At 58.2% G+C, this 20320-nt stretch carries 17 protein-coding genes and 2 pseudogenes; 6 read left to right on the top strand and 13 right to left on the bottom strand.

The annotated features are described in order from the left end of the window. Positions 1-156, top strand: a pseudogene (locus ACIONG_RS27015) (fructose-bisphosphate aldolase); the annotation flags it as partial. A gap of 81 nt (positions 157-237) precedes the next feature. Here the strand turns inward: ACIONG_RS27015 and ACIONG_RS27010 are convergent. Both ACIONG_RS27010 and ACIONG_RS27005 read right to left on the bottom strand, forming a co-directional pair. Continuing rightward, positions 238-1437 carry a type II toxin-antitoxin system HipA family toxin gene (locus tag ACIONG_RS27010; protein WP_103304263.1) on the bottom strand — a complete coding sequence of 400 codons (1200 nt, stop codon included), beginning with the start codon at positions 1435-1437 and terminating at the stop codon, positions 238-240. Beyond that, a complete protein-coding gene (locus ACIONG_RS27005) occupies positions 1434-1685 on the bottom strand; it encodes a helix-turn-helix domain-containing protein (RefSeq protein WP_213026815.1) in 252 nt (83 codons plus the stop codon). The genes ACIONG_RS27010 and ACIONG_RS27005 overlap by 4 nt, the downstream gene beginning before the upstream one ends. Positions 1686-1801: 116 nt before the next feature. Here ACIONG_RS27005 and ACIONG_RS27000 point away from each other — a divergent pair. Then, positions 1802-2146, top strand: a pseudogene (locus tag ACIONG_RS27000) (class II fructose-bisphosphate aldolase); the annotation flags it as partial. Positions 2147-2209: 63 nt separating this feature from the next. Here ACIONG_RS27000 and ACIONG_RS26995 read toward each other — a convergent pair. From ACIONG_RS26995 to ACIONG_RS26985, 3 genes are all read right to left on the bottom strand, one after another. Continuing rightward, positions 2210-2560 (bottom strand): hypothetical protein, encoded by a 351-nt coding sequence (locus ACIONG_RS26995; protein WP_103304261.1) that lies wholly within the window; start codon positions 2558-2560, stop codon positions 2210-2212. A gap of 542 nt (positions 2561-3102) precedes the next feature. Continuing rightward, positions 3103-3465: a DUF6124 family protein gene (locus ACIONG_RS26990; RefSeq protein ID WP_401303758.1), complete on the bottom strand. Its 363-nt coding sequence runs from the start codon at positions 3463-3465 to the stop codon at positions 3103-3105. A 493-nt stretch (positions 3466-3958) separates the two neighbouring features. Continuing rightward, the gene (locus ACIONG_RS26985; RefSeq protein WP_103304259.1) at positions 3959-4627 is read right to left on the bottom strand and encodes a polysaccharide lyase family 7 protein; all 669 of its coding nucleotides are present in this window, start codon (positions 4625-4627) and stop codon (positions 3959-3961) included. Positions 4628-4947: 320 nt separating this feature from the next. Here ACIONG_RS26985 and ACIONG_RS26980 point away from each other — a divergent pair, with 320 nt between their 5' ends. From ACIONG_RS26980 to ACIONG_RS26970, 3 genes are read left to right on the top strand one after another with little or no spacing between them, the layout of a single operon-like run. After that, positions 4948-7071 (top strand): putative bifunctional diguanylate cyclase/phosphodiesterase, encoded by a 2124-nt coding sequence (locus ACIONG_RS26980; RefSeq protein WP_401303756.1) that lies wholly within the window; start codon positions 4948-4950, stop codon positions 7069-7071. 44 nt (positions 7072-7115) lie between these two features. Next, positions 7116-7610: a M48 family metallopeptidase gene (locus ACIONG_RS26975; protein WP_103304376.1), complete on the top strand. Its 495-nt coding sequence runs from the start codon at positions 7116-7118 to the stop codon at positions 7608-7610. Positions 7611-7634: 24 nt separating this feature from the next. Then, the gene (locus ACIONG_RS26970) at positions 7635-7931 is read left to right on the top strand and encodes a helix-turn-helix domain-containing protein (protein ID WP_007913779.1); all 297 of its coding nucleotides are present in this window, start codon (positions 7635-7637) and stop codon (positions 7929-7931) included. A 123-nt stretch (positions 7932-8054) separates the two neighbouring features. Here ACIONG_RS26970 and ACIONG_RS26965 read toward each other — a convergent pair whose 3' ends face one another. Next, entirely contained in the window at positions 8055-8507 is a 453-nt protein-coding gene (locus ACIONG_RS26965) for a GNAT family N-acetyltransferase (protein WP_315448276.1), read from the bottom strand. A gap of 255 nt (positions 8508-8762) precedes the next feature. Here ACIONG_RS26965 and ACIONG_RS26960 point away from each other — a divergent pair, with 255 nt between their 5' ends. Continuing rightward, positions 8763-9500: an ABC transporter substrate-binding protein gene (locus ACIONG_RS26960; RefSeq protein WP_103304256.1), complete on the top strand. Its 738-nt coding sequence runs from the start codon at positions 8763-8765 to the stop codon at positions 9498-9500. 146 nt (positions 9501-9646) lie between these two features. Here the strand turns inward: ACIONG_RS26960 and yccS are convergent, their stop codons facing one another. The 7 genes from yccS to ACIONG_RS26925 form a co-directional block, all read right to left on the bottom strand. Beyond that, a complete protein-coding gene (gene yccS / locus ACIONG_RS26955) occupies positions 9647-11830 on the bottom strand; it encodes a YccS family putative transporter (RefSeq protein ID WP_213026810.1) in 2184 nt (727 codons plus the stop codon). A 253-nt stretch (positions 11831-12083) separates the two neighbouring features. Next, complete coding sequence (locus ACIONG_RS26950; protein ID WP_401303752.1) at positions 12084-13262, bottom strand: NAD(P)/FAD-dependent oxidoreductase; 1179 nt, start codon at positions 13260-13262, stop codon at positions 12084-12086. 134 nt (positions 13263-13396) lie between these two features. Beyond that, positions 13397-14734: an ATP-dependent RNA helicase DbpA gene (gene dbpA, locus ACIONG_RS26945; RefSeq protein ID WP_242482951.1), complete on the bottom strand. Its 1338-nt coding sequence runs from the start codon at positions 14732-14734 to the stop codon at positions 13397-13399. A 355-nt stretch (positions 14735-15089) separates the two neighbouring features. Further along, positions 15090-16517, bottom strand: coding sequence for a multidrug transporter subunit MdtD (mdtD, locus tag ACIONG_RS26940; protein ID WP_103304251.1), 1428 nt, complete (start codon positions 16515-16517; stop codon positions 15090-15092). Between the two features lie 148 nt (positions 16518-16665). Continuing rightward, positions 16666-18003, bottom strand: a complete 1338-nt coding sequence (locus tag ACIONG_RS26935; protein WP_401303749.1) for a TldD/PmbA family protein — start codon at positions 18001-18003, stop codon at positions 16666-16668. Further along, on the bottom strand, positions 18003-19445 hold the full coding sequence (locus tag ACIONG_RS26930) for a TldD/PmbA family protein (protein WP_401303747.1): 1443 nt from the start codon (positions 19443-19445) through the stop codon (positions 18003-18005). Before ACIONG_RS26930 ends, ACIONG_RS26935 begins: the two co-directional genes overlap by 1 nt. A 405-nt stretch (positions 19446-19850) precedes the next feature. After that, the coding region (locus ACIONG_RS26925; RefSeq protein WP_401303744.1) for a GMC oxidoreductase at positions 19851-20320 on the bottom strand (470 nt) is incomplete at its 5' end.

Below are 20320 nucleotides of genomic sequence, written 5' to 3'. Positions count from 1 at the left end.
TTCTTCGGCGCCACCGTGACTGCAATGCGTGATGTGTGTATCGCTCGTTATGAAGCGTTCGGTACTGCGGGTAATGCTTCGAAGATCAAGCCGATCTCCCTGGAAGCGATGTTCCAGCGTTATCTGAAAGGTGAGTTGAACGCTAAGGTTAACTGAGCCTTGGCTTTGAACCGCTGATACAAGAAACCCGCCGTGAGGCGGGTTTTTTGTGGGCTGCGATGTCTGCGTGCAGTGAAACTATCCAAAAGTCAGAGCAAATGGTGCTGCTGATTGCTTGATGGCAGTAAACACGTGAGGCGCCTGTTCCCGATACTGAGAATGGCGCTTCAGCACCTCTTCAACAGCGATGAGCAACTTTTGAATACGCTCTCTGGGCCGCTCGATTTCACAGGTATGAGCAAACTCCAGCAATCCTTGTCGTGAAGCGAACATTGACTTGTTGCCCGCCAGATCCAATGCCAAAACATCTTCCGGAATATAGGCGGTGGTGTTGACGATGTCGTAAGCCGGCGCCAGATGCGCATCGCGTTGCGTGGGTTCTGAATAGAGCAAACCGAAATTTTTCAAATGAGCGTCGCCATTTCCGACGATGCAACTCAGGGCAACGCTATCGAAGAGTTGATCGAGGGACGTGCGCAAGTGTTTCGCCGGGCAAAACACTCGAACAGCCTTCGCGATGGCTGCATAACTTTTGCTGTACTTCTGAGTAGCCGGCAGCCCCATCAACACGGCCATGTCTTCAAAACCGATCGGGTTGAGCTGATCGTCGCGATCAAAGCGGCGCATGACAAATAGCTTGGCGTTGTCGGAAAGATAAAACGGCGGAACGGGAATGCCCGCGTCTTTTGCCATGGACATACAAAGGAATTCGTTGATCGCCAGGCCTGGGAATTCGTCTCTGCCACTTTTGATGATCAGGTCCGAGGTTTTGGATGTCACTCGCGGCAACTCTGCCTCTTGTCGTTCCGGCACCAGCAACTTGGGTTGAACGCCTGAAATGCCTGCCCGCAGGATGTAGCGATCAAGCATGTCGGCGAAGATATCTTCCGTGCCGTCCCACGTGAGAATCTCTTCGAGTTTCTCTCCCGGAAATTCTTGCTCCTCCAACAAGGCATCAACGGTTTCAGAGCGTACGTGAACCCTGCCAATGGGCGATGTGCTTCCGGAAAGTGCCAGTAGCAGCATTGGGTCGACGTTGACTGTCTTGGCCAAGCGATTGCGTAACTGCTCCAGCACATAGCCTTCTGGCAGGTTCATTTGAAAAACAGGGTGCAGTTCGCGCCGACGAAATTCGTCATGCCGTACAGGCATCGAGAGGCTGATGGCCATTTTTGGCGATGCATCTTCGTGATAACGAAAAGTGAAATCCTCGGCGTTGCTGAAAAGTCTGCCGCTATTACCTTGTGGGGTACTGACTTGAAGAGAGGCCATTTTCATTCGAATAAATCCCCAAGCTCTTCAAGGGTTGGCATCGTTGCTGGAACCACCGAGAGTTCGCAGTCCAGAGCAGCCAAAACGCGCGCGTAAGCGATCATGCCGACGGAAAGGGTGCCTTTCTCCACCGCGATGACTTTGTATCGCGTCAGTCCCGCCAGATCGGCAAGCTGAGCCTGCGTCAGGCCACGATTTATACGTTTTTGACGTAATTGGATGCCGAGCCGGTTAATCAACAGAGAGTGGTCCATGTGTCGCTACCGTAACATTTAATATTGAAGGTAGCGTATACGAAACATTTTATCCACGCTTCACTGCGAGCTGCTGCCCTTGCTGATGCACGTTTACTCGTCCATGAAACCGGAAGTGGCTGGCGATCATCAACCAGTACGGCGGCGACATCAAAGAAACCTACGGCGTACCGGTCGAAGAAATCGTCGAAGGCATCAAGTACGGCGTGCGCAAGGTCAACATCGACACCGACCTGCGTCTGGCATCCACCGGCGCAATGCGTCGCCTGATGGCCACCAACCCGAGCGAATTCGACCCACGTAAATTCTTCGGCGCCACCGTGACTGCAATGCGTGATGTGTGTATCGCTCGTTATGAAGCGTTCGGTACTGCGGGTAATGCTTCGAAGATCAAGCCGATTTCTCTGGAAGCGATGTTCCAGCGTTATCTGAAGGGTGAGTTGAACGCTAAAGTTAACTGAGCCTGAGCGTTAATTTGCTGATTCAAGAAACCCGCCGAAAGGCGGGTTTTTTGTGCTCTGGGGTTACCCTCTTGTGAAGTTCATATTGTAGGTCTTACCCACATTCGGCCCGCCTGCGAGAACTTTAACAGTACCGCCCAACTGATTGTCGTTGCCATCGGACGACTTCAGGGTGATGGTGAGTGAACTGTCTCCATGCCCATATTCATCCCCATCTGAAGCTTTTGCTTTTGCCTGAAGATTAAAAGATCTGGATGTCTTCGCGGTATAGTTCCCGGTGACGGTGAAGTTAAGCCCGTAATATTTCATTTTCCCATTATTTAACTTGCCACCCTGTTGGCTTAGGTCATCAAATGTAAGCGTGGCGGGATTGCTTTCGCCTGTATCAGAGACGGTTCCTTGGAAAGTAAGCATTATTTTCTTAACCTTTTGCTCGCGATATTTAAGGCTCGGGCTAAATTTCAGTCCGAAGTCGTTTTTCCGGTATCACGCTGATGAGGTTAGGTTGAAGTCTGTTTCTTGTAACCTGATAGAAATGACAGTTTTTTATAGTCATTCGCGATGATCTGTTCGGGTAATTCATAAATTCGGTATAAGAAGTTGGAATTTAAGCAGGTCTGTTCCCTTTATTTAAGCAATTTGAGCGAATTCCACCCACGTAAGATCTCCGGAGTCACTGTGATCCCGATGCGTGATGTGTGTATCGCTCGTAAAAGTATTCGCTACTGCCGGTAATACTTCGAAGACCAAAACGATCTCGCTGGAAGCGATGTTACTGACGTTATCTGAAGGAAGAGTTGAAGACTAAGGGCAAATAAGTCGGAGCGTTGGACTGTTATAGAATAAACCCGCCGCGGGGCGGGTTTATCTGTGGATGATTTCCCATCAGTGACAAGGAATTGTCACCTACAGCGGACATCCAAGAGGTTTTTAGATGAAAAGTCCGATATGGGTGGCTATTCCTTCAACTCCACGTGATCCAGCGCTTGATTCACTGCCAATTCACCGAGCATGACCACTTGCGCGATGCCCAGCGCGGTCTTGCGGTGTGAGGTGTCGAGCATGGCGGCGAAGTTGTTGAGCATTTCGCTGGCTGAGCCGAGGGTTTCGCTGGCGTTGGCCAGCAGGGATTCGGTGTTGTACTTCGGGTTGGCGAGGTACATCGGCTCGGGTTTGTTGGTGCTGGCCATTATGCAGGCGGCAGGGGTGAGGTAGTGGTCGAGGGCGCGTTCGGCGGCGTCGTTGAGTTTTTTGGAGTTTGGGGATTCGTAAGGCGAGGCCGGGTCGGTGACCGGCGGGTGTGGCGTTGATTTGATCATTTGCTCGAAACCTGATTGGAGTGCCCCCGCTCTGGCTACTAATCAAAGTGGAGGCAACTGTACGCAGGTTAGTAGACCGGGGTTTCGAGCAAGCCGGCGCACCCGAAGGTGCCCTGCGCACAGCTACCATCAAGCGCAGGAATCGAAATCCCTGACTGACAGATGCATGTGCACCAAGCTTGAAACCACGGGCTACTAAACCCGATCACTGGAAATCAGTGACGCGAATCAAGTTACCGATGGCCCGCCAGGCGCACAAGCCGGCGGATTCTGGCGTACCCGTAGGCAACGACGCAAGCTGTTGTAGGCATCCGGAAGTAACGGCCGACAAATCTAAACAACCACGTTTAAAGGATGTCCGACTGGCAATAAATAACACTGTGGCGAGGGAGCTTGCTCCCGCTGGACTGCGCAGCAGGCCTCGCTTTTTCAGGGCCGCTGCGCGCCCCAGCGGGAGCAAGCTCCCTCGCCACAGGATGTGTGCCAATCGGGATTACTTGTCGTGGTCGATATCGAGTTTGCTGAAGGTGACCTGGCCGCCTTCGCTGGTGTAACCGGTGTTGTCCTGCACATAAACCCCGGCCTTGAAGTACAGCGGCTTGTTGCGCCACGTCGCGCTGATCTGGCTGTCCCACTGATAACCCGCCGCGCTGATGCCGAGTGCGCCGCCGGGGCTTAAGTGGATGAGGTAGTTGAATTCGCGATCCAGTTTGATCCCGGTGGCGAGGGTGATGACCCGGCCCTCGTCGTCATCCGGGTGCATGCGCACCTTGATCACCAGGTTACCGGTCTCGGTTTTGGTCTTGTATTGGTACTCGAGTTTGACCATCGGCTTCTGGCTTTCGTACGCGTGGATCTGGCCGATGACAATCTTGCCGGAGCTGGGCACCTTGTTCACCGTCACGGTGGCACGCAACGAGTTGTCGGCGTCGGGGTAATACCAGTTGCGCAGGGTGCCGTTGCTGTAGGTTTCGCGCAGTTCGGTGCGCGGGTAGATGGCGTTTTCGGTTTTTGACCCGGTAACCGGTGACCAGAAGAACAAGGTGCCGGTGTCGGAATGGAAGTACTGATCCTTGAAGCCGTTCACCAGTTTGGAGGTTTCGACGGTGTATGGCGGGCTGCCAACGGGAACGCTGAGGTTCCAGGTTGCGAGGTCGATCATGTCGGTTCTTCCACTCAAGTTTCACTGCACGCACGTGCCAGAAGCTCTAGGCCGCACGTTTTGGGGCGGCCTTTATAAGCGTAGAGGGTTTTTTTGTTAACCGCCGTCCGGCGGACGTTTGGCGTCAACATCCTGTCGAAATGCCATCTTTCCCGGTTTCAGGGGCCTTCACGCGTGACCGTTAGTCGGCTAGACCTGACATTGGTTAAATGATGGCCTGATGACAGCTTCTGCTTTTGCAGATCCGCGACTAGAGTGAAGGCTCAGTATGTGTACGGTTTTTACCGGAACCGGTCTGATGTCCCGACAAGAGAAGCAGCATGGAATGCGTGCAACCCCCGCCAGGTGAAGGCAGCTCTGTCCTTTTGATCGTTGATGATTACCCTGAAAACCTGATCAGCATGCGCGCGTTGCTGCAGCGTCAGGATTGGCACGTGTTGACCGCGGCCTCCGGTTTCGAGGCGCTCAATCTTTTGCTCGAACACGACGTCGATCTGGTGCTGCTGGATGTGCAGATGCCGGGCATGGACGGCTTTGAAGTCGCGCGCCTGATGCGCGGCAGTCAGCGTACGCGCCTCACGCCGATTATTTTCCTGACTGCCAACGAGCAATCCCAGGACGCCGTGATCAAGGGCTACGCCAGCGGCGCGGTGGATTACCTGTTCAAACCGTTTGATCCGCAAATCCTTAAACCGAAAGTGCAGGCGTTGCTGGAACACCAGCGCAATCGCCGCGCGTTGCAGCGCTTGAGTCATGACCTGGAAGTGGCGCGCGCCTTCAATGCCTCGGTGCTGGATAACGCTGCCGAGGGGATATTGGTGGTGGGCGAGGATGGCTTGATCCGCTTTGCCAATCCGGCGATTTCGCGCCTGCTGAACGCGCCGGTGAAGGAGCTGGAGGGTAAGGAGTTTCTCGATTATCTGCAGAAACCACATATCCCTCAGTGGGCCGAATCCGAGTTTTACGCCAGCTTCAAGCGTGCTGAAACCCTGAGACTTCACGATGCGTTATTGCGCACAGCGCCAGGCCAGCAAGTGCCGGTGGCCTTGTCCTGCGCGGCGCTTCCCACTGAACAACAGGCGATGGTGGTGACGGTTCTCGACATGTCGGTGGTGCGCCACTTGCACCAACAGCTCGAATTTCAAGCCGTGACCGACCCATTGACCGGGTTACTCAACCGTCGCGGTTTTTACCAGACCGTGGAGAACCTGCTGTTGCGCGGTGAACGCAGCGACAGCAGTTGGGTGCTGCTGTATCTGGACCTCGACGGTTTCAAGCGGGTCAATGATTCCCTTGGCCACGATGCCGGCGACCGCGTGTTGCGTTGGGTGTCCGAGCAGTTGAAGGCGTGTCTGCGGCCGTTCGACATTCTTGCGCGTATGGGCGGGGATGAATTTACGGCGTTGCTGGATCTGGAGTTTCCTGAGCAAGCGGCGAAGATTGCCGAGAAACTCATTGAACGCGTGTCGATCTGTCAGCAGATCGAAGGGCTGGACATCGCCCTCGGTGCCAGTATCGGCATCGCGACGTATCCGGATTGCGGTTCGAACCTCGACGGATTACTGCGCGCCTCGGACATCGCCATGTACGAGGCCAAGCGCGCCGGGCGTCAGCAATATCGTTTTTACGATCACGAAATGAATGGTCGGGCGCGCTCGCGTTTGATGCTCGAGGAGAGCGTGCGCACGGCCATCGAAAACCGCGATTTCAATCTGGTCTATCAACCGCAGGTGGCCATCGACAGCGGCCAGATTCGTGGCTTTGAAGCGCTGTTGCGCTGGCAACACCCGAGCGTTGGCGATGTGCCGCCGGGGCTTTTTCTGCCGTTGCTGGAGGAGGCGCGATTGATCAGCCGTCTCGGCAGCTGGATTTATCATCGCGGTGCCGGTCAGCGCAAAGCCTGGGAAACCCTGTTTGCCGAAGACCTGGTGCTCGGCGTGAGTTTGAGCAACACCCAGTTCAGCCTGCCGAATCTGGTCACCGAGTTGCGTCAGGTCATGGAGCGACATTCTTTGCAGCCACGGCAATTGGAAGTCGAGGTCACCGAAGAAGCATTGATGCAAAACCCGGATGAAACCCGCAAACAACTGCGTTTGCTGCGCAATCTCGGGGTGCGCGTGGCGCTGGACGACTTCGGCTCCGGGCCGTGTTCGCTGACGCATCTGCGTGACCTGGAGCTCGATACGCTCAAGCTTGATCGCCATCTGATCGCCCGGTTGCCGGACTCCGAAAGGGACGCTTCGCTGGTGAGCACGGTGATCAACCTGTGCAAGCAATACGGTTTGCTGGTGATTGCCGAAGGTGTCGAAACCATCGAGCAGTATCAATGGCTGCAAGCCCACGGCTGCGAGTATGTGCAAGGCTTCCTCGTCGCACGACCACTGATCGCCGAGGACGTTGCAAGCTTCGCCGCGCCGTTTGACTGGAGCGCACTGCCCGGTTGAATTCGCTACACTGGCGCACATTTTTCGAACCGTGTCGCTCGTCCATGACTGTGTTGAAGTACCTCCAGGCCTATCCCGCGCAACTTCAGGATCAGGTGCGCCAACTGATCGCCGACGGGCGTCTGGGTGAATACCTGGATCAGCGCTATTCGGGGCGGCACGATGTGCAGAGCGACAAGGCGCTGTACAGCTACGCACTGGACTTGAAGCAGGAATATCTGCGCAACGCCCCGGCCATCGACAAAGTGCTGTTCGACAACCGCCTCGATCTGACCCACCGTGCGCTCGGTCTGCACACCACGGTTTCGCGAGTGCAGGGCGGCAAGCTCAAGGCCAAGAAAGAGATTCGTATCGCCTCGCTGTTCAAGGATGCCGCGCCGGATTTTCTGAAGATGATCGTGGTGCATGAACTGGCGCATTTCAAAGAGTCGGATCACAACAAGGCGTTTTATAAATTGTGTGAGCACATGCTGCCGGGGTACCACCAGGTAGAGTTTGATCTACGGGTGTACCTGACGTGGCGGGATCTGCAGGCTTAACAGTACGCAACCAGGAAGGTGTGGATGGACGTCAGCAAGACCAAAAGCAGTTTCTACCGCCGCTTGTACGTGGCGTACCTGATCGACAGCGGTCTGGCGCCGAGTGTGCCGACGCTGACCGAAGTGACCGGCATGCCCCGGCGCACGGCGCAGGACACGATTGCGGCACTGGCGGATCTGGATATCGTTTGTGAATTCGAGCAGGAAGAGGGCGCACGCAACCATGCCGGGCGCTATCGGATTCGCGAGTGGGGGGCGATTGATCGCGGGTGGATCGAGCGTAATTTGCGGCAGATCAAGGCAGTGCTTGAGTATCCCTGAGCTGTGTATCGATTGAGCTGACGCCATCGCTGGCAAGCCAGCTCCCACAGGTTTGTCTGTCATTCACAAAAAGTGTGTTTGCCGCAGATCTCTGTGGGAGCTGGCTTGCCAGCGATGAGAGCCTTAAGGACGACGCATCCCGATATGCGGAATGTCATCCTCCAGATACTCCTCACCCGCCACCACAAACCCGTACTTGCCGTAATACCCCTGCAAATGCGCTTGTGCCGACAGATAGATCGGCACCTGTGGCCAATGCTTCTCGGCCTGTTTCAGCGCCTGTTCCATCATTTCGTGGCCCAGCCCCTTGCCGCGCCCTTGCGGCGCGGTAATCACCCGGCCGATCACCACGTCACCGCCCTGGGATTCCGGATCCAGCAGGCGCAGATACGCCATCAACTGGTCATCCTCCCAACCCATCAAATGATAGGTGTCACCGTCCAGATCCTGGCCATCGAGGTCGGGGTAGGCGCATTTCTGTTCGACCACGAAGACTTCCGAACGCAGTTTCAGCAGTGCGTACAACTGTTCTTTGCCCAAATCACTGTGATGTTTGCAGACCCATTCGATTGTCATTTTTCGATTCCTTGAAGGCGTCGCCCGATACTAAGCGCAGACGCCAAAGATGTCTGTATGGCTGAAGAGTCTGTGATAAAGGTCAAAATGCCATCATTCCTTTCTCGCGACGGTGTCTTCTTTGTGTAATCTGCTGGAGAGCGCTGTGCACTGGCTTCAATGAGCTAACGTTAGGGCCTGGGTTTCGCCGGTAAGGGGCCTTGGGTTTTGACTGAAAAATACGCCGGGCAGCTCGCCCGCTAAGGATTTTCAAGCATGCCGCGATTGCATCGAGCCTTTGCTTTGATCGGATTGCTCTTGCTGGGTCAGAACGCTGCAGCCGATAAGCTGCGGCTGGTATTCGATATCTGGCCACCCTTTACCGACGACACGCTGGTCAATGGCGGCCTGGCCACCGACATCGTCAGCACCGCGCTGGCCCGGGCCGGTTATGCCAGCGGTTATGAACAGGTGCCGTGGGCACGGGCGCTGCTGGGTGTCGGCGAAGGCCGTTACGATGTACTGGTCAACGCCTGGTACAACGATGAGCGGACGAAACTCGGGCAGTTTTCCGGTGAGTACCTGCTCAACCGCATCCGCTTCCTCAAGCGCAAAGACACGCCGCTTGAATACTCCAATCTGCAGCAATTGCACACATACCCGATTGCAGTGGTGCGCGGTTATGCCTATTCGCCGCCATTTGATGCCGACACGGCTTTGCAGAAAGTCCCTGTGCATAACTTCGCCATGGCGGTGCGCATGCTGGCGGCGGACCGGGTCAAGTTGACGCTGGAGGACGAGTATGTCGCGAAGTACTACCTGGCGCGGGAGTCAGCCAAGGTGCGCAATTCGGTGGAGTTTTTGCCCAAACCGTTGAGCGAGAACAGCCTGCATATATTGGTGAGTCTGAAAAATCCGCAGCATGAGCAGATCGTGGCGGGGTTTGATCGGGCGATAGCGGCGATGAAGGCGGATGGCAGTTATGACCGGTTGCTGAGGCAGCATGGGATGTAGGTGTCTGATCCCAGAGTTGTGTTGTTGCTGAGGGCCTCATCGCTGGCAAGCCAGCTCCCACAGGGTCTTTGGTGAAGCACAATTTTGTGAATCACTCGACCCACTGTGGGAGCTGGCTTGCCAGCGATGAGGCCAGTCAGGCCACCTCAAACTTCGGAGGTGTCCTTGATCAAATGCGCCGCTAACGTGCGCAACGGCCCCAACTGCCGGCAGATCAGCGCCAGTTGCGTCTGCACCAGTCGCTGCCCTTCATCAATCTCATCGGGCATCTGCTCCAGCTCATTGGCCAGGGCTTCTTCTTCATCACTTTGAATCGCAATCGGCTGCTTGCTCGCCAGCCCCTGGGCGATTTCATCAATGCTCGTCGCCAGCTTCACGCCGGCCCCATCGATCAAATGCTCGCGCACCTCCGCCGGCAGCTGCGTCTCGCGGTGCGCACCCAGCCCTGACAGATAACTGAGCAAGGTGTGCGACAACACCAGAAAGCGGAAACCGACATCCGCTTCTTTGCGGAAATGCCCCGGCTCCATCAGCATGTTCGCCAGTGTCGTCGACAGCGCCGCATCGGCGTTGTGCGCATTGCGCCGGGCCAGACGATAAGCGAGGTCGTCGCTCTTGCCGGCGGCATATTGCTGCATGATCTGGCGCAGGTAGATGCTGTTGCAGGTCAGGGTGTTGGCCAGCACTTTGTTCAGGCGTCGGCCCTGCCAGTCCGGCAGGAACAGGAACACCGTCAGGCCCGCAATCAGGCTGCCAAGCAAGGTATCGAACAGTCGCGGCAGGAACAGCCCGTAACCGTCGCCGACCTGGTTGAAGCAGAACAGCACCATGATGGTGATAGCAGCGGTCGCCAGGGTGTAACGGGTGGTGCGGTTGGTAAAGAACACCACGCCGGCGGCAATGGCGAAACACGATTGCACCAACGGACTCGGGAACAGATCGAACAGCGCCCATGCCACGGTCAGGCCGATGGCCGTGCCGAAAATCCGCTGACCGAGTTTGCGCCGCGTGGCGCCGTAGTTCGGCTGGCAGACGAACAGGGTGGTGAGGATGATCCAGTAGCCTTGCGACGGGTGAATCAGGTGCACCATGCCGTAACCGATACTTAACGCCAGCGGCAAACGCAGGGCATGGCGGAACAACAACGAAGTCGGCGTCAGTTGTGTACGCAGGCGAATCCACACGTCTTTGAGATTGCGTGGCGAGCGGTCGAGCAAGCTGCTGTCGGTCGCATCGGCCAAGGCGTCGGGGTTACTCGCGTCGCTGAGCAAACGGTCGAGGGTGCCGAGGTTGGCTGCCAGTGCGCGCAACGAACGCAGGAGTCCGCGCCATGCCGGATTGCTCTGGATGCGCAGGTGTTCGAGGGAGGCGTCGAGGTCGCTCAGCGCTTCGGCGAAACTGGCGTCATAGATGAACGGCTGGCGCATCTGGATCGATTCGGCCAGTGCGCGGCAGGCTTTGCCTTGCTGGCGCAACAGGCGTTGGCAGCGGAACAGCACATCACTGTGGAAAAACGCTTCGGCCAGCGCATTGTAGGGATAGTGCGAAGAGCTGGCGCGTTCGTGGATGTCCTGAGCGAGGAAGTACAACTTCAGGTAACGGCTGACTTTCGAGCCGGGGCGACCGTTGCCGACCCGGTGCAGAATGATTTCCTTGGCACTGTTCAGTGCCGCCACCACGCGGCCATTTTGCTGGGCCAGTTCCAGACGTCGGGCTTCGACGTCCATTTGCCGGATCGGTTCGAACAGCGAGGATTTCAACTTCAGGTAAAAACCCAGTTCGCGGAACAACCGCGCCAGGCTTTGCTGCACCGGCTGGTTGGAGAACATCGCCTGCCACAACACCGAGAGCAAGCCGTACCACGCCGCACCCGCCACCAGCAGCATCGGTTCGTGCCAGAAATCAGTGACCGCACCACCGCGTTGATCGACGCCGATCATCGTGTACACGGAAAGAATCAACGTTGCCGAGGCAATCGCCCCATAACGCTCGCCGAGCGCACCGAGCATGGTCAGGCCGAAGCTGGCCAGCGCCAAGGCAATGGCAAACACGATGGGGTAGGGGAAGAGCAATTCCACCGACAGCGCGGCGATGCTGAAACACACCAGCGTCACCGCGAGGGCATTGAGGCGGCCCTGCCAACTGTCGTCGGTTTCCGCCAAAGCGCTGGCGATGATGCCGAGGAACAACGGGATCAACAGGCCCATTTCATCCTGATACCAACACAGCGCCATGCTGCCGGTCAGGGCGATGAACACCCGCACGCTGTAGCTGAATTTATCCAGCGCCCACAGGCGCCGCAAAGACTGACGAAACGAGGTCGAGGACATGAAGTGCGAAGGCCTTCCGAGGCGATGCCGCTAAATTGAGCCAGTAATGACGCCGACGCAATGGCGCCGATCACATCTGACAGCAAAAAGTGTTCCTTTGAGATCTTGTGCTGGATTAAATCTTGAATTGGGCACGGAACCCTGTGGGAGCTGGCTTGCCAGCGATGGCTGCCTGACAGGCAACAATGATGTTGGATCCGCCGGCCTCATCGCTGGTAAGCCAGCTCCCACAGGTTTTTGTATCTGCTTTGAATTAAGCGTACTGCGCAGCCGCGTAACCCGAGGCCCAGGCCCACTGGAAGTTGAAGCCGCCCAGATGACCGGTGACGTCGAGCACTTCGCCGATGAAGTACAGGCCAGGGCTTTTCAGCGACTCCATGGTTTTGGAAGACACTTCGCGGGTGTCGACGCCGCCCAGCGTTACTTCGGCGGTGCGGTAGCCTTCGGTACCGGCCGGGACAACTTTCCAGCTGCCGAGCTTCTCGGCGATCTCTGCCAGTTCCGCGTGGGTGTACTGCTTCATCGGCTTGGAGACGAACCAGTTGTCCGCCAGCAGGTTGGCCATCTTCTTGGTGAAGATTTCACCCAGCAACGTTTTCAGCTCGCTATTGGGGCGTTCGGCCACTTGCTGTTGCAGCCAGCTCGCGGCGTCGTGATCCGGCAGCAAGTTGATCTCCACCGTGTCGCCGGATTCCCAGAACGAGGAAATCTGCAGAATCGCCGGACCACTGAGGCCACGGTGCGTGAACAGGATATTCTCGCGAAAGCTCTGCTCGTTGCAGCTGACCAGACAATCCACCGACGTCCCGGACAGTTCGGTGCACAATTCCTTGAGCTGATCGGTGATGGTGAACGGCACCAGCCCGGCGCGGGTTGGCAGCAGTTCATGGCCGAATTGCTTGGCCACTTGATAACCAAAACCGGTGGCGCCCAGCGTCGGGATCGACAGACCACCCGTGGCAATCACCAGCGACTGGCAATGGACCTGGCCGAGGGTGGTGTCGAGCAGGTAGCCGTTTTCGACTTTCTCGATGGTCTGGATCGAGGTGTCCAGACGCAGGTCGACACCGACTTGATCGCATTCGGTCAGAAGCATTTCGAGGATGTCGCTGGATTTGTTATCGCAGAACAACTGGCCGAGTTTCTTCTCGTGGTACGGCACGGCGTGCTTGCCGACCATGCCGATGAAATCCCACTGGGTGTAACGCGCCAGTGCCGATTTGCAAAAATGCGGGTTCTGCGAGAGGAAATTGCTCGGCTCGGTGTACATGTTGGTGAAGTTGCAGCGGCCACCGCCCGACATCAGGATTTTCTTGCCGGCCTTGTTCGCGTGGTCGAGCAGCAACACCTGACGCCCACGCCCGGCGGCGGTCAGTGCACACATCAACCCAGCGGCGCCAGCGCCAATGATCACGACTTCGGTAGAGCGCAAAACGGTGTCCTCACACAATGATCGTTCCCACGCTCTGCGTGGGAATGCCGCCATGGACGCTCTGCGTCCGCTGTTGAATCGTGACGCGGAGCGTCACAGGATGCGTTCCCACGCAGAGCGTGGGAACGATCGGGTCAGAGGATACGTACGCGCAGCGAACGGCCCTTGATCTTGCCGTCGTTCAAACGCTGCAAAGCCTGCATGGCCACAGTGCGGTCAACCGCCACGTAGGCCTGGAAATCAAAGATTGCGATCTTGCCAACCTGCGCACCCGGAATGCCGGCGTCGCCGGTCAATGCGCCAAGAATGTCGCCCGGACGCACTTTGTCTTTACGACCAGCGCCGATGCACAGGGTAGTCATTGGCGGCTGCAGCGGGGCAAGGCCCTGGGATTTGAGGTTGTCGACCTGATCCCAGTTCAGCGGCGATTTCTGCAGTTGTTCGATGGCTTGAGCGCGGTGTGCTTCGCCCGGGGCAACCAGACTGATCGCAATGCCTTTCTCGCCAGCACGACCGGTACGGCCAACGCGGTGAATGTGGATTTCCGAATCGCGGGCCAGTTCGACGTTGATCACCATGTCCAGCGCATCGATGTCCAGACCACGGGCGGCGACGTCGGTGGCGACCAGTACCGAAGTACTGCGGTTGGCGAACATCGCCAGCACCTGGTCGCGGTCACGCTGTTCCAGATCGCCGTGCAGGCCGACGGCGGAAATGCCTTTGGCAGTCAGGTGATCGACGGTTTCCTGCACTTGCTGCTTGGTGAAGCAGAAGGCTACACAGGACGCCGGGCGGAAGTGGTGCAGGACTTTGGTCACTACGCTCATCCGGTCTTCCGGGGAAATCTCGTAGAAACGCTGCTCGATCTGCGTGTCATCGTGGAACGCTTCGGCTTTCACCGTTTGCGGGTCACGCATGAACTTCGAGGCCAGTTGTTTGATGCCCACCGGGTAAGTCGCGGAGAACAGCAGGGTCTGACGACGCTCTGGCGTCTTGACGATGATGTCTTCGATGGCGTCGTAGAAACCCATGTCGAGCATGCGATCGGCTTCGTCGAGGATCAGCGTGTTCAGGCCATCGAGCACCAGCGAGCCCTTGCGCAGGTGCTGCTGAATGCGCCCCGGGGTGCCGACGATGATGTGCGCGCCGTGTTCCAGCGAAGCGATCTGCGGGCCGAACGACACGCCGCCGCACAGGGTCAGGACCTTGATGTTGTCTTCGGCACGGGCCAGACGACGAATTTCCTTGGCAACCTGATCGGCCAGTTCACGGGTCGGGCAGATTACCAGCGCCTGGCAACCGAAGTAGCGCGGGTTGATCGGGTTGAGCAGGCCGATGCCGAACGCAGCGGTTTTGCCGCTGCCAGTCTTGGCCTGGGCGATAAGGTCCATCCCCTTGAGGATCACCGGCAAGCTCTGCGCCTGGATCGGCGTCATCTGGGCATAACCGAGTGAGTCGAGGTTAGCCAGCATGGCGGCGGACAGCGGCAGAGTATTAAAAGCGGTGGCGATGGTGGTCACGGGACTGGCCTGCAAAACAAAATGTCGCGCAGTGTAGCAGCCCCGTGCCACTTTCCTCGAAAGTTCTGGACGAACAGTGACTGAATCAACAGCCCAGAGTTGTTCCTGGACCATAGATGAAGCTGTGGCAGAGGAGCCTCTGTGGTGAGGGGATTTATCCGCGATGGGCTGCGAAGCAGCCCCAAAACCTGCCGCCTCAGTGCATCAGACTGATCGCATTCAGCTTTCTTGGGGTCGCTGCGCAACCCGTCGGGGATAAATCCCCTCACCACAAAGCTCCCTCGCCACAAAAGCCCTTCAGCGCAAATCAGTGTTCGATGTGCTCTTCCGGGCGTTTGGCGCGGCGGCCGTCTTCTTTCGACAGTTGCGAGAAAATTGTCGCCGCCAGCATCGCCATGATCCCGACCGTGACGAAGGTCAACTGGAACGCGCCCAATACGGTCTCGACGCCATCGTTACCAATCTCCGCAGTAAATCCGCCGAGCAACGCACCGGCGCAGGCAACCCCAAGACTCAAGGACAACTGCGCCACCACCGAGAGCAAACTGTTGCCGCTGCTGGCGCTCGCATCATCCAGATCAATCAAGGTCACCGTATTCATCGCCGTAAATTGCAGCGAGTTGATCGCGCCGAGAACCGCCAGCAGACACAGCAGCAGCCAGTACGGTGTCTGCTCGCTGACCAGGCCCATGCTCGCCAGCATGATCCCCAGCGCCAGTGTGTTGCCGGTCAGCACAATGCGATAACCGAGACGTTCGATCAGCGGCCGCGCCACCCATTTGGCGACCATCGCCGCAGCGGCCAGCGGCAGCATGCTCATCCCCGCTTGCGACGGCGAATAACCGAGCGCCACTTGCAGCAGCAACGGCACCAGAAACGGCAGGGCACCGCTACCCAGACGTGCGAACAGATTGCCGAGAATGCCCACGGCAAAGGTGCGGGTCTTGAACAGCGACGGTGCGAACAGTGGATTTTCGATGTGCCCGGCGCGCAACCAGTACGCCGCCAGACAGGCCATGCCGCCGAACAACAGCAACATCACCCGCAGGTGCGGCAGGTGCAGTTCGCCGAGCCCTTCCATGGCGATGGTGATCAGAATCATCGCCGCGCCAAACAACAGAAAGCCCAAGCTGTCGAAGCGCGTGCGCTCGGTACCGCGCAGGTCGGGGATGAATTTCCACACTGCGTAGCAGCCGATGACGCCGACCGGCAGGTTGATCAGGAAGATCCAGTGCCACGTCAGGTATTCGACCATCCAGCCGCCCATGGTCGGGCCGATCAACGGGCCGAGCAGGCCGGGGATGGTGATGAAACCCATGATCCGCACCAGTTCCGATCTTGGATAGGCACGTAAAACCACCAGTCGACCGACCGGCAACATCAGCGCGCCGCCCAAGCCTTGGATGACGCGGGCGCCGACCAGCATGCTCAGGCTGCTCGACAACGCGCAGAGCAGCGAGCCGAAGCTGAACAGGAGGATCGCGCCGAAGAAGATTTTCTTGGTGCCGAAGCGGTCAGCGATCCACCCGGAAGCGGGGATCAACAACGCCACGGTGAGCATGTAGGAGATGACCACACCCTGCATGCGCAGAGGGTCTTCGGCCAGATCGCGGGCCATGGCTGGCAGGGCGGTGTTGAGGATGGTCCCGTCGAGGGACTGCATGAAGAACGCAATGGCGACGACCCACGGCAACCAGCGGGCGGTGATGGCGTCGAGAGGCGGGCGAGTGGGCATGGAACCTCTGAGAAAGTGGATCAGACGGAACACTACCCTGTGGGAGCTGGCTTGCCAGCGATGAGGCCATCAGATTCAACATCGTTGTTGCCTGAAAGTCCGCCATCGCTGGCAAGCCAGCTCCCACAGGTACTGCGGTGTTGCGGTATTACAAGGTCAGGGTCAGTCGGCTCACCAGCGCCCCCGGCAGCAACGCCGAGGAAGTATTGCGCTGGCTATACGTACTCGCCGACAGCAGCAACTCACGCTCGGCGGTCAGTGCTTCCAGCTGCGAACCCAGCAAGCTGTAGGCGCTGTCATCGAAACGCATGGTGCTGACCGGGGCCTGGATTTCGCCGTTCTCGACCCAGAAGGTCGCGAAGCGGGTCATGCCGGTCATGCGCGCCGCCGGTTGATCCGAGAAGTTCAGGTACCACAGGTTGCTGATGTACAGCCCGGTGCCCAATTGCTTGAGGATCTCTGCTTGCGACAGATCACCGGCAGCCATGTTCAATGCACTCGGCGATTCACCGCCGCTGGCACCGTTGGCCGTAAGGCCGTATTCGGCCGCACTGCGCGAACCGACCAATTGATCGCCAGCCTTGCCTTCGACGATCAGGCGCAGATCGCTGCGTGGATAACCTTCACCGGAAAACGCCGGGCTCAACGATTCGCTGACTTTCTCATCCAGCGACACCAGCGGGCTGAACGCCTGATCGCCGACATAGAGCTTCTGCAACGGGCTGCTTTTGCTCGCGATCGATTGCGCCGAGAAACCGCCCCAGCTCAGCATGCCCATGATTTCTTCCAGCGCCGCCGGCGCCAGATACGCGCGGTAGTGCCCCGGTGCCAAGGTGCGCAACGGCCGACCAAGGAATTCCAGTTGCTCGCGCGCCTGCTGGAAGCGTTTGGCGAAACCATCGCTGCTCCAGTCGTGCCCGGCGTAACTGGCCTTCACGGCCTCGCCGTTCTCGTGGAACAGGCTGAAATCGAAGTTGAAGCTGTTTGCCTGATGCCAGCCGAAGGCGCCTGAAGAACTGGCGAAACCACGGCTGATCGGGCCGGCGGCATAGAAGCCCACCAGGTCCAGACCTTCGGCGGCGGCGCAGATTTCGTCGACCACCTGCTCGGTGTCCGGCAGCGGATGCTCCTGCACGTTATTGCTCTGCCAGCCATTGTGGTTGAGCAACAGATACGGATCCTGCGGCAGCAGCGGCAGGGTTTCGCGCAATTGTTGCAGGCCTTCGGCGAGGCGTTGCAGGTCGCCTTCCAGATCACCGGAGAGGGTGATGTGCAAGTCGGCATGGCGGCCGTCGTTGATCAGTTTCAGGCCGACATCGGCCTGCTGCACTTGCCCGGCCTGACGCACCTTGGCGTGGTTGAAACGCACGAACGCCGACGATTCGGCGGCATAGCTGAGGGTGAACTGTTCCGGCTCGCGCACTGTGTCGCGCAGCCAGTTGACCAGTACTTTAAAGGCCTCAGCCTGATTCTTGACCGTACTCATCAGGCGTCTCCCCCAAACACATCAACATTGCTGAATACGCAGGCCGGCGAAGCGTGGCCGACGCGGATCACCTGGTTCGGTTCGCCCTTGCCGCAGTTTGGCGTGCCCAGCACCTTGACGGTGTTGGCGTCGCCGACGGCGCGCAGGCTTTTCCAGAAGTGCGCGGAAATCGCCCGGTAGTTCGGGTTTTTCACCACGCCTTTGAGTTCGCCGTTTTCGATCAACTGGCCCCATTCGCAGCCGAACTGGAATTTGTTGCGTGCATCGTCAATCGACCACGAGCGGTTGGTGCTCATCAAAATGCCGTGCTCGATGCCTTCGATCAGCTTGTTCAGCGGCTGGTCGCCCGGTTCGATATTGAGGTTGGCCATACGGTCGATCGGCGCGCGGTTCCAGCCACAGGCGCGACTGTTGGCGACACCGTCGAGACCGGCGCGGAACTGCGACAGAGCACCGCCCAATGGTCGCAGCAGCAGGCCCTCGCGAATCAGGAATTGCTTGCTGGCCTTGCTGCCATCGTCGTCGTGGCCGTAACTGGCGAGTTCTTCGGGAATGCCCGGATCGAAGGTCACATTGAGCAGTTTCGAGCCGTACTGCAGGCTGCCGAAATCAGACGCTTTGACGAAGCTGGTACCGGCGTAATTGCGCTCGTCGCCGAGAATCCGGTCGAGTTCCAGCGGGTGACCAATGGATTCGTGGATCTGCAGCATCATCTGATCGGGCATCAACAGCAGGTCGCGCGGCCCTTGCGGAGTGTTGGGCGCGAGCAGCAGTTGCAGGGCCTGGTCGGCCACCTGCGGACCGGCACCAACCAGGCCGCAGCGGCTGATCACGTCAGCGCCGCCCTGTTGGCCGAAGTTCTCGCGGCCGAGGCTGCGGGTCTGGCTGTCGTTGCCGTCGTAGGCGGTGACGTCGAGGCCTGGGTAGACGAAGCGCTGGGCCTGACGCAATTCGGCGCCGGCGCTGCTCAGGTAGATCTGCTCGACGTGGGTGATGCCGATGCTCACTTCCCAATTCACCAGGCGCTCATCCTTTGGCACCGAGGCGGATTCCGCGCCGAGCAACTCAAAGCATTCGCTCAGGGACGGGAAGGGTTGTTCGAGATTGGGTGAAAAGTAGTCAGCGCGGTCGCTGGAAACGGGCTGATCGCGCAGGTCGAGCAAGGCGTGCGGTTTGAGCGCCCGGGCCTGCAGTTCGGCGCGCTCAAGGGCGGTTTGCAGGCCGCGTTGCGAGAGGTCGTTGGTTGCGGCGTAGGCTTCGACACCGTTGACTCGCACCGTCAGCATCGCCCCTTCGTCGCGGCTCAGGCTCGGTGGTTCGGCAACGTTCTTGCGCACCGACAGGTACTGGCCGGACTCGCGTACATACCGCAGGGAAAAAAACTCAGCGCCCGTGCGCAAGGCAGCGAAGCGCTGCTTGAGCTGGGGGTGGAAATCGAACATTCGGGAACCTCCTTGTTATGGAGTTGCGGGGTGAGGCGATTCGGCGGGGAGGGGTGAAACGGTTGCGCGAGGTCTAGAGTAGGCCTGCGTGGGGGTAGGATCAAGTGAAGAGGGGGTGTAGGAGGAATTACTGTGCAGCGGGGGAATTTGTGCTGAATGTGAGGGCCCCTTCGCGAGCAGGCTCGCTCCCACAATTGATCTCCAGTGAACACAAAATCTGTGAGTACTCAAAAACAATGTGGGAGCGAGCCTGCTCGCGAAGGCCGCGCCTCGGTATTACTCAAGGGCCTCATCGCTGGCAAGCCAGGCTCCCACAGGTGTTTTTGTGTACACAATTTCTGTGAACGACGCAAAACCCTGTGGGAGCTGGCTTGCCAGCGATTAGCCGTGACGCGGTGTTATGTCTTACTGAGCAACCGGCGTGATATCACGCATCGGCTTGCCCTTCACTGGCGCATTGCCCGCGACGTAGTAGGCAGCATTGCTACGCGGCAGTGGCTTGCGGCCACGGATCTTGTCGGCGATTTTCTCGGCCATCATGATCGTCGGCGCGTTCAGGTTACCGGTGGTGATGATCGGCATGATCGAAGCATCGACCACGCGCAGACTCTGCATGCCGTGCACACGACCTTCGCCATCAACCACAGCCATTTCGTCGGTGCCCATCTTGCACGAGCAGGACGGGTGGAACGCGGTTTCGGCGTGCTCACGGATGAACTTGTCGAGCTGCTCATCGGTTTGCACTTCGATGCCCGGGCTGATTTCGCGGCCACGGAAAGCGTCCAGCGCAGGCTGCTGCATGATTTCACGGGTCAGGCGGATGCCGTCACGGAATTCCTGCCAGTCCTGCTCGGTGGCCATGTAGTTGAACAGGA

This window comes from Pseudomonas sp. NPDC087817 (assembly GCF_044742875.1).
GTDB lineage: Bacteria > Pseudomonadota > Gammaproteobacteria > Pseudomonadales > Pseudomonadaceae > Aquipseudomonas.
This window is presented reverse-complemented; position numbering and strand designations above follow the sequence as displayed.

Bases quoted from the DNA above. Each gene is read 5' to 3' on its own strand.
- ACIONG_RS27010 (WP_103304263.1), bottom strand. From the start codon at position 1,437: ATGAAAATGGCCTCTCTTCAAGTCAGTACCCCACAAGGTAATAGCGGC.
- ACIONG_RS27005 (WP_213026815.1), bottom strand. From the start codon at position 1,685: ATGGACCACTCTCTGTTGATTAACCGGCTCGGCATCCAATTACGTCAA.
- ACIONG_RS26995 (WP_103304261.1), bottom strand. From the start codon at position 2,560: ATGCTTACTTTCCAAGGAACCGTCTCTGATACAGGCGAAAGCAATCCC.
- ACIONG_RS26990 (WP_401303758.1), bottom strand. From the start codon at position 3,465: ATGATCAAATCAACGCCACACCCGCCGGTCACCGACCCGGCCTCGCCT.
- ACIONG_RS26985 (WP_103304259.1), bottom strand. From the start codon at position 4,627: ATGATCGACCTCGCAACCTGGAACCTCAGCGTTCCCGTTGGCAGCCCG.
- ACIONG_RS26980 (WP_401303756.1), top strand. From the start codon at position 4,948: ATGGAATGCGTGCAACCCCCGCCAGGTGAAGGCAGCTCTGTCCTTTTG.
- ACIONG_RS26975 (WP_103304376.1), top strand. From the start codon at position 7,116: ATGACTGTGTTGAAGTACCTCCAGGCCTATCCCGCGCAACTTCAGGAT.
- ACIONG_RS26970 (WP_007913779.1), top strand. From the start codon at position 7,635: ATGGACGTCAGCAAGACCAAAAGCAGTTTCTACCGCCGCTTGTACGTG.
- ACIONG_RS26965 (WP_315448276.1), bottom strand. From the start codon at position 8,507: ATGACAATCGAATGGGTCTGCAAACATCACAGTGATTTGGGCAAAGAA.
- ACIONG_RS26960 (WP_103304256.1), top strand. From the start codon at position 8,763: ATGCCGCGATTGCATCGAGCCTTTGCTTTGATCGGATTGCTCTTGCTG.
- yccS (WP_213026810.1), bottom strand. From the start codon at position 11,830: ATGTCCTCGACCTCGTTTCGTCAGTCTTTGCGGCGCCTGTGGGCGCTG.
- dbpA (WP_242482951.1), bottom strand. From the start codon at position 14,734: ATGCTGGCTAACCTCGACTCACTCGGTTATGCCCAGATGACGCCGATC.
- mdtD (WP_103304251.1), bottom strand. From the start codon at position 16,517: ATGCCCACTCGCCCGCCTCTCGACGCCATCACCGCCCGCTGGTTGCCG.
- ACIONG_RS26935 (WP_401303749.1), bottom strand. From the start codon at position 18,003: ATGAGTACGGTCAAGAATCAGGCTGAGGCCTTTAAAGTACTGGTCAAC.
- ACIONG_RS26930 (WP_401303747.1), bottom strand. From the start codon at position 19,445: ATGTTCGATTTCCACCCCCAGCTCAAGCAGCGCTTCGCTGCCTTGCGC.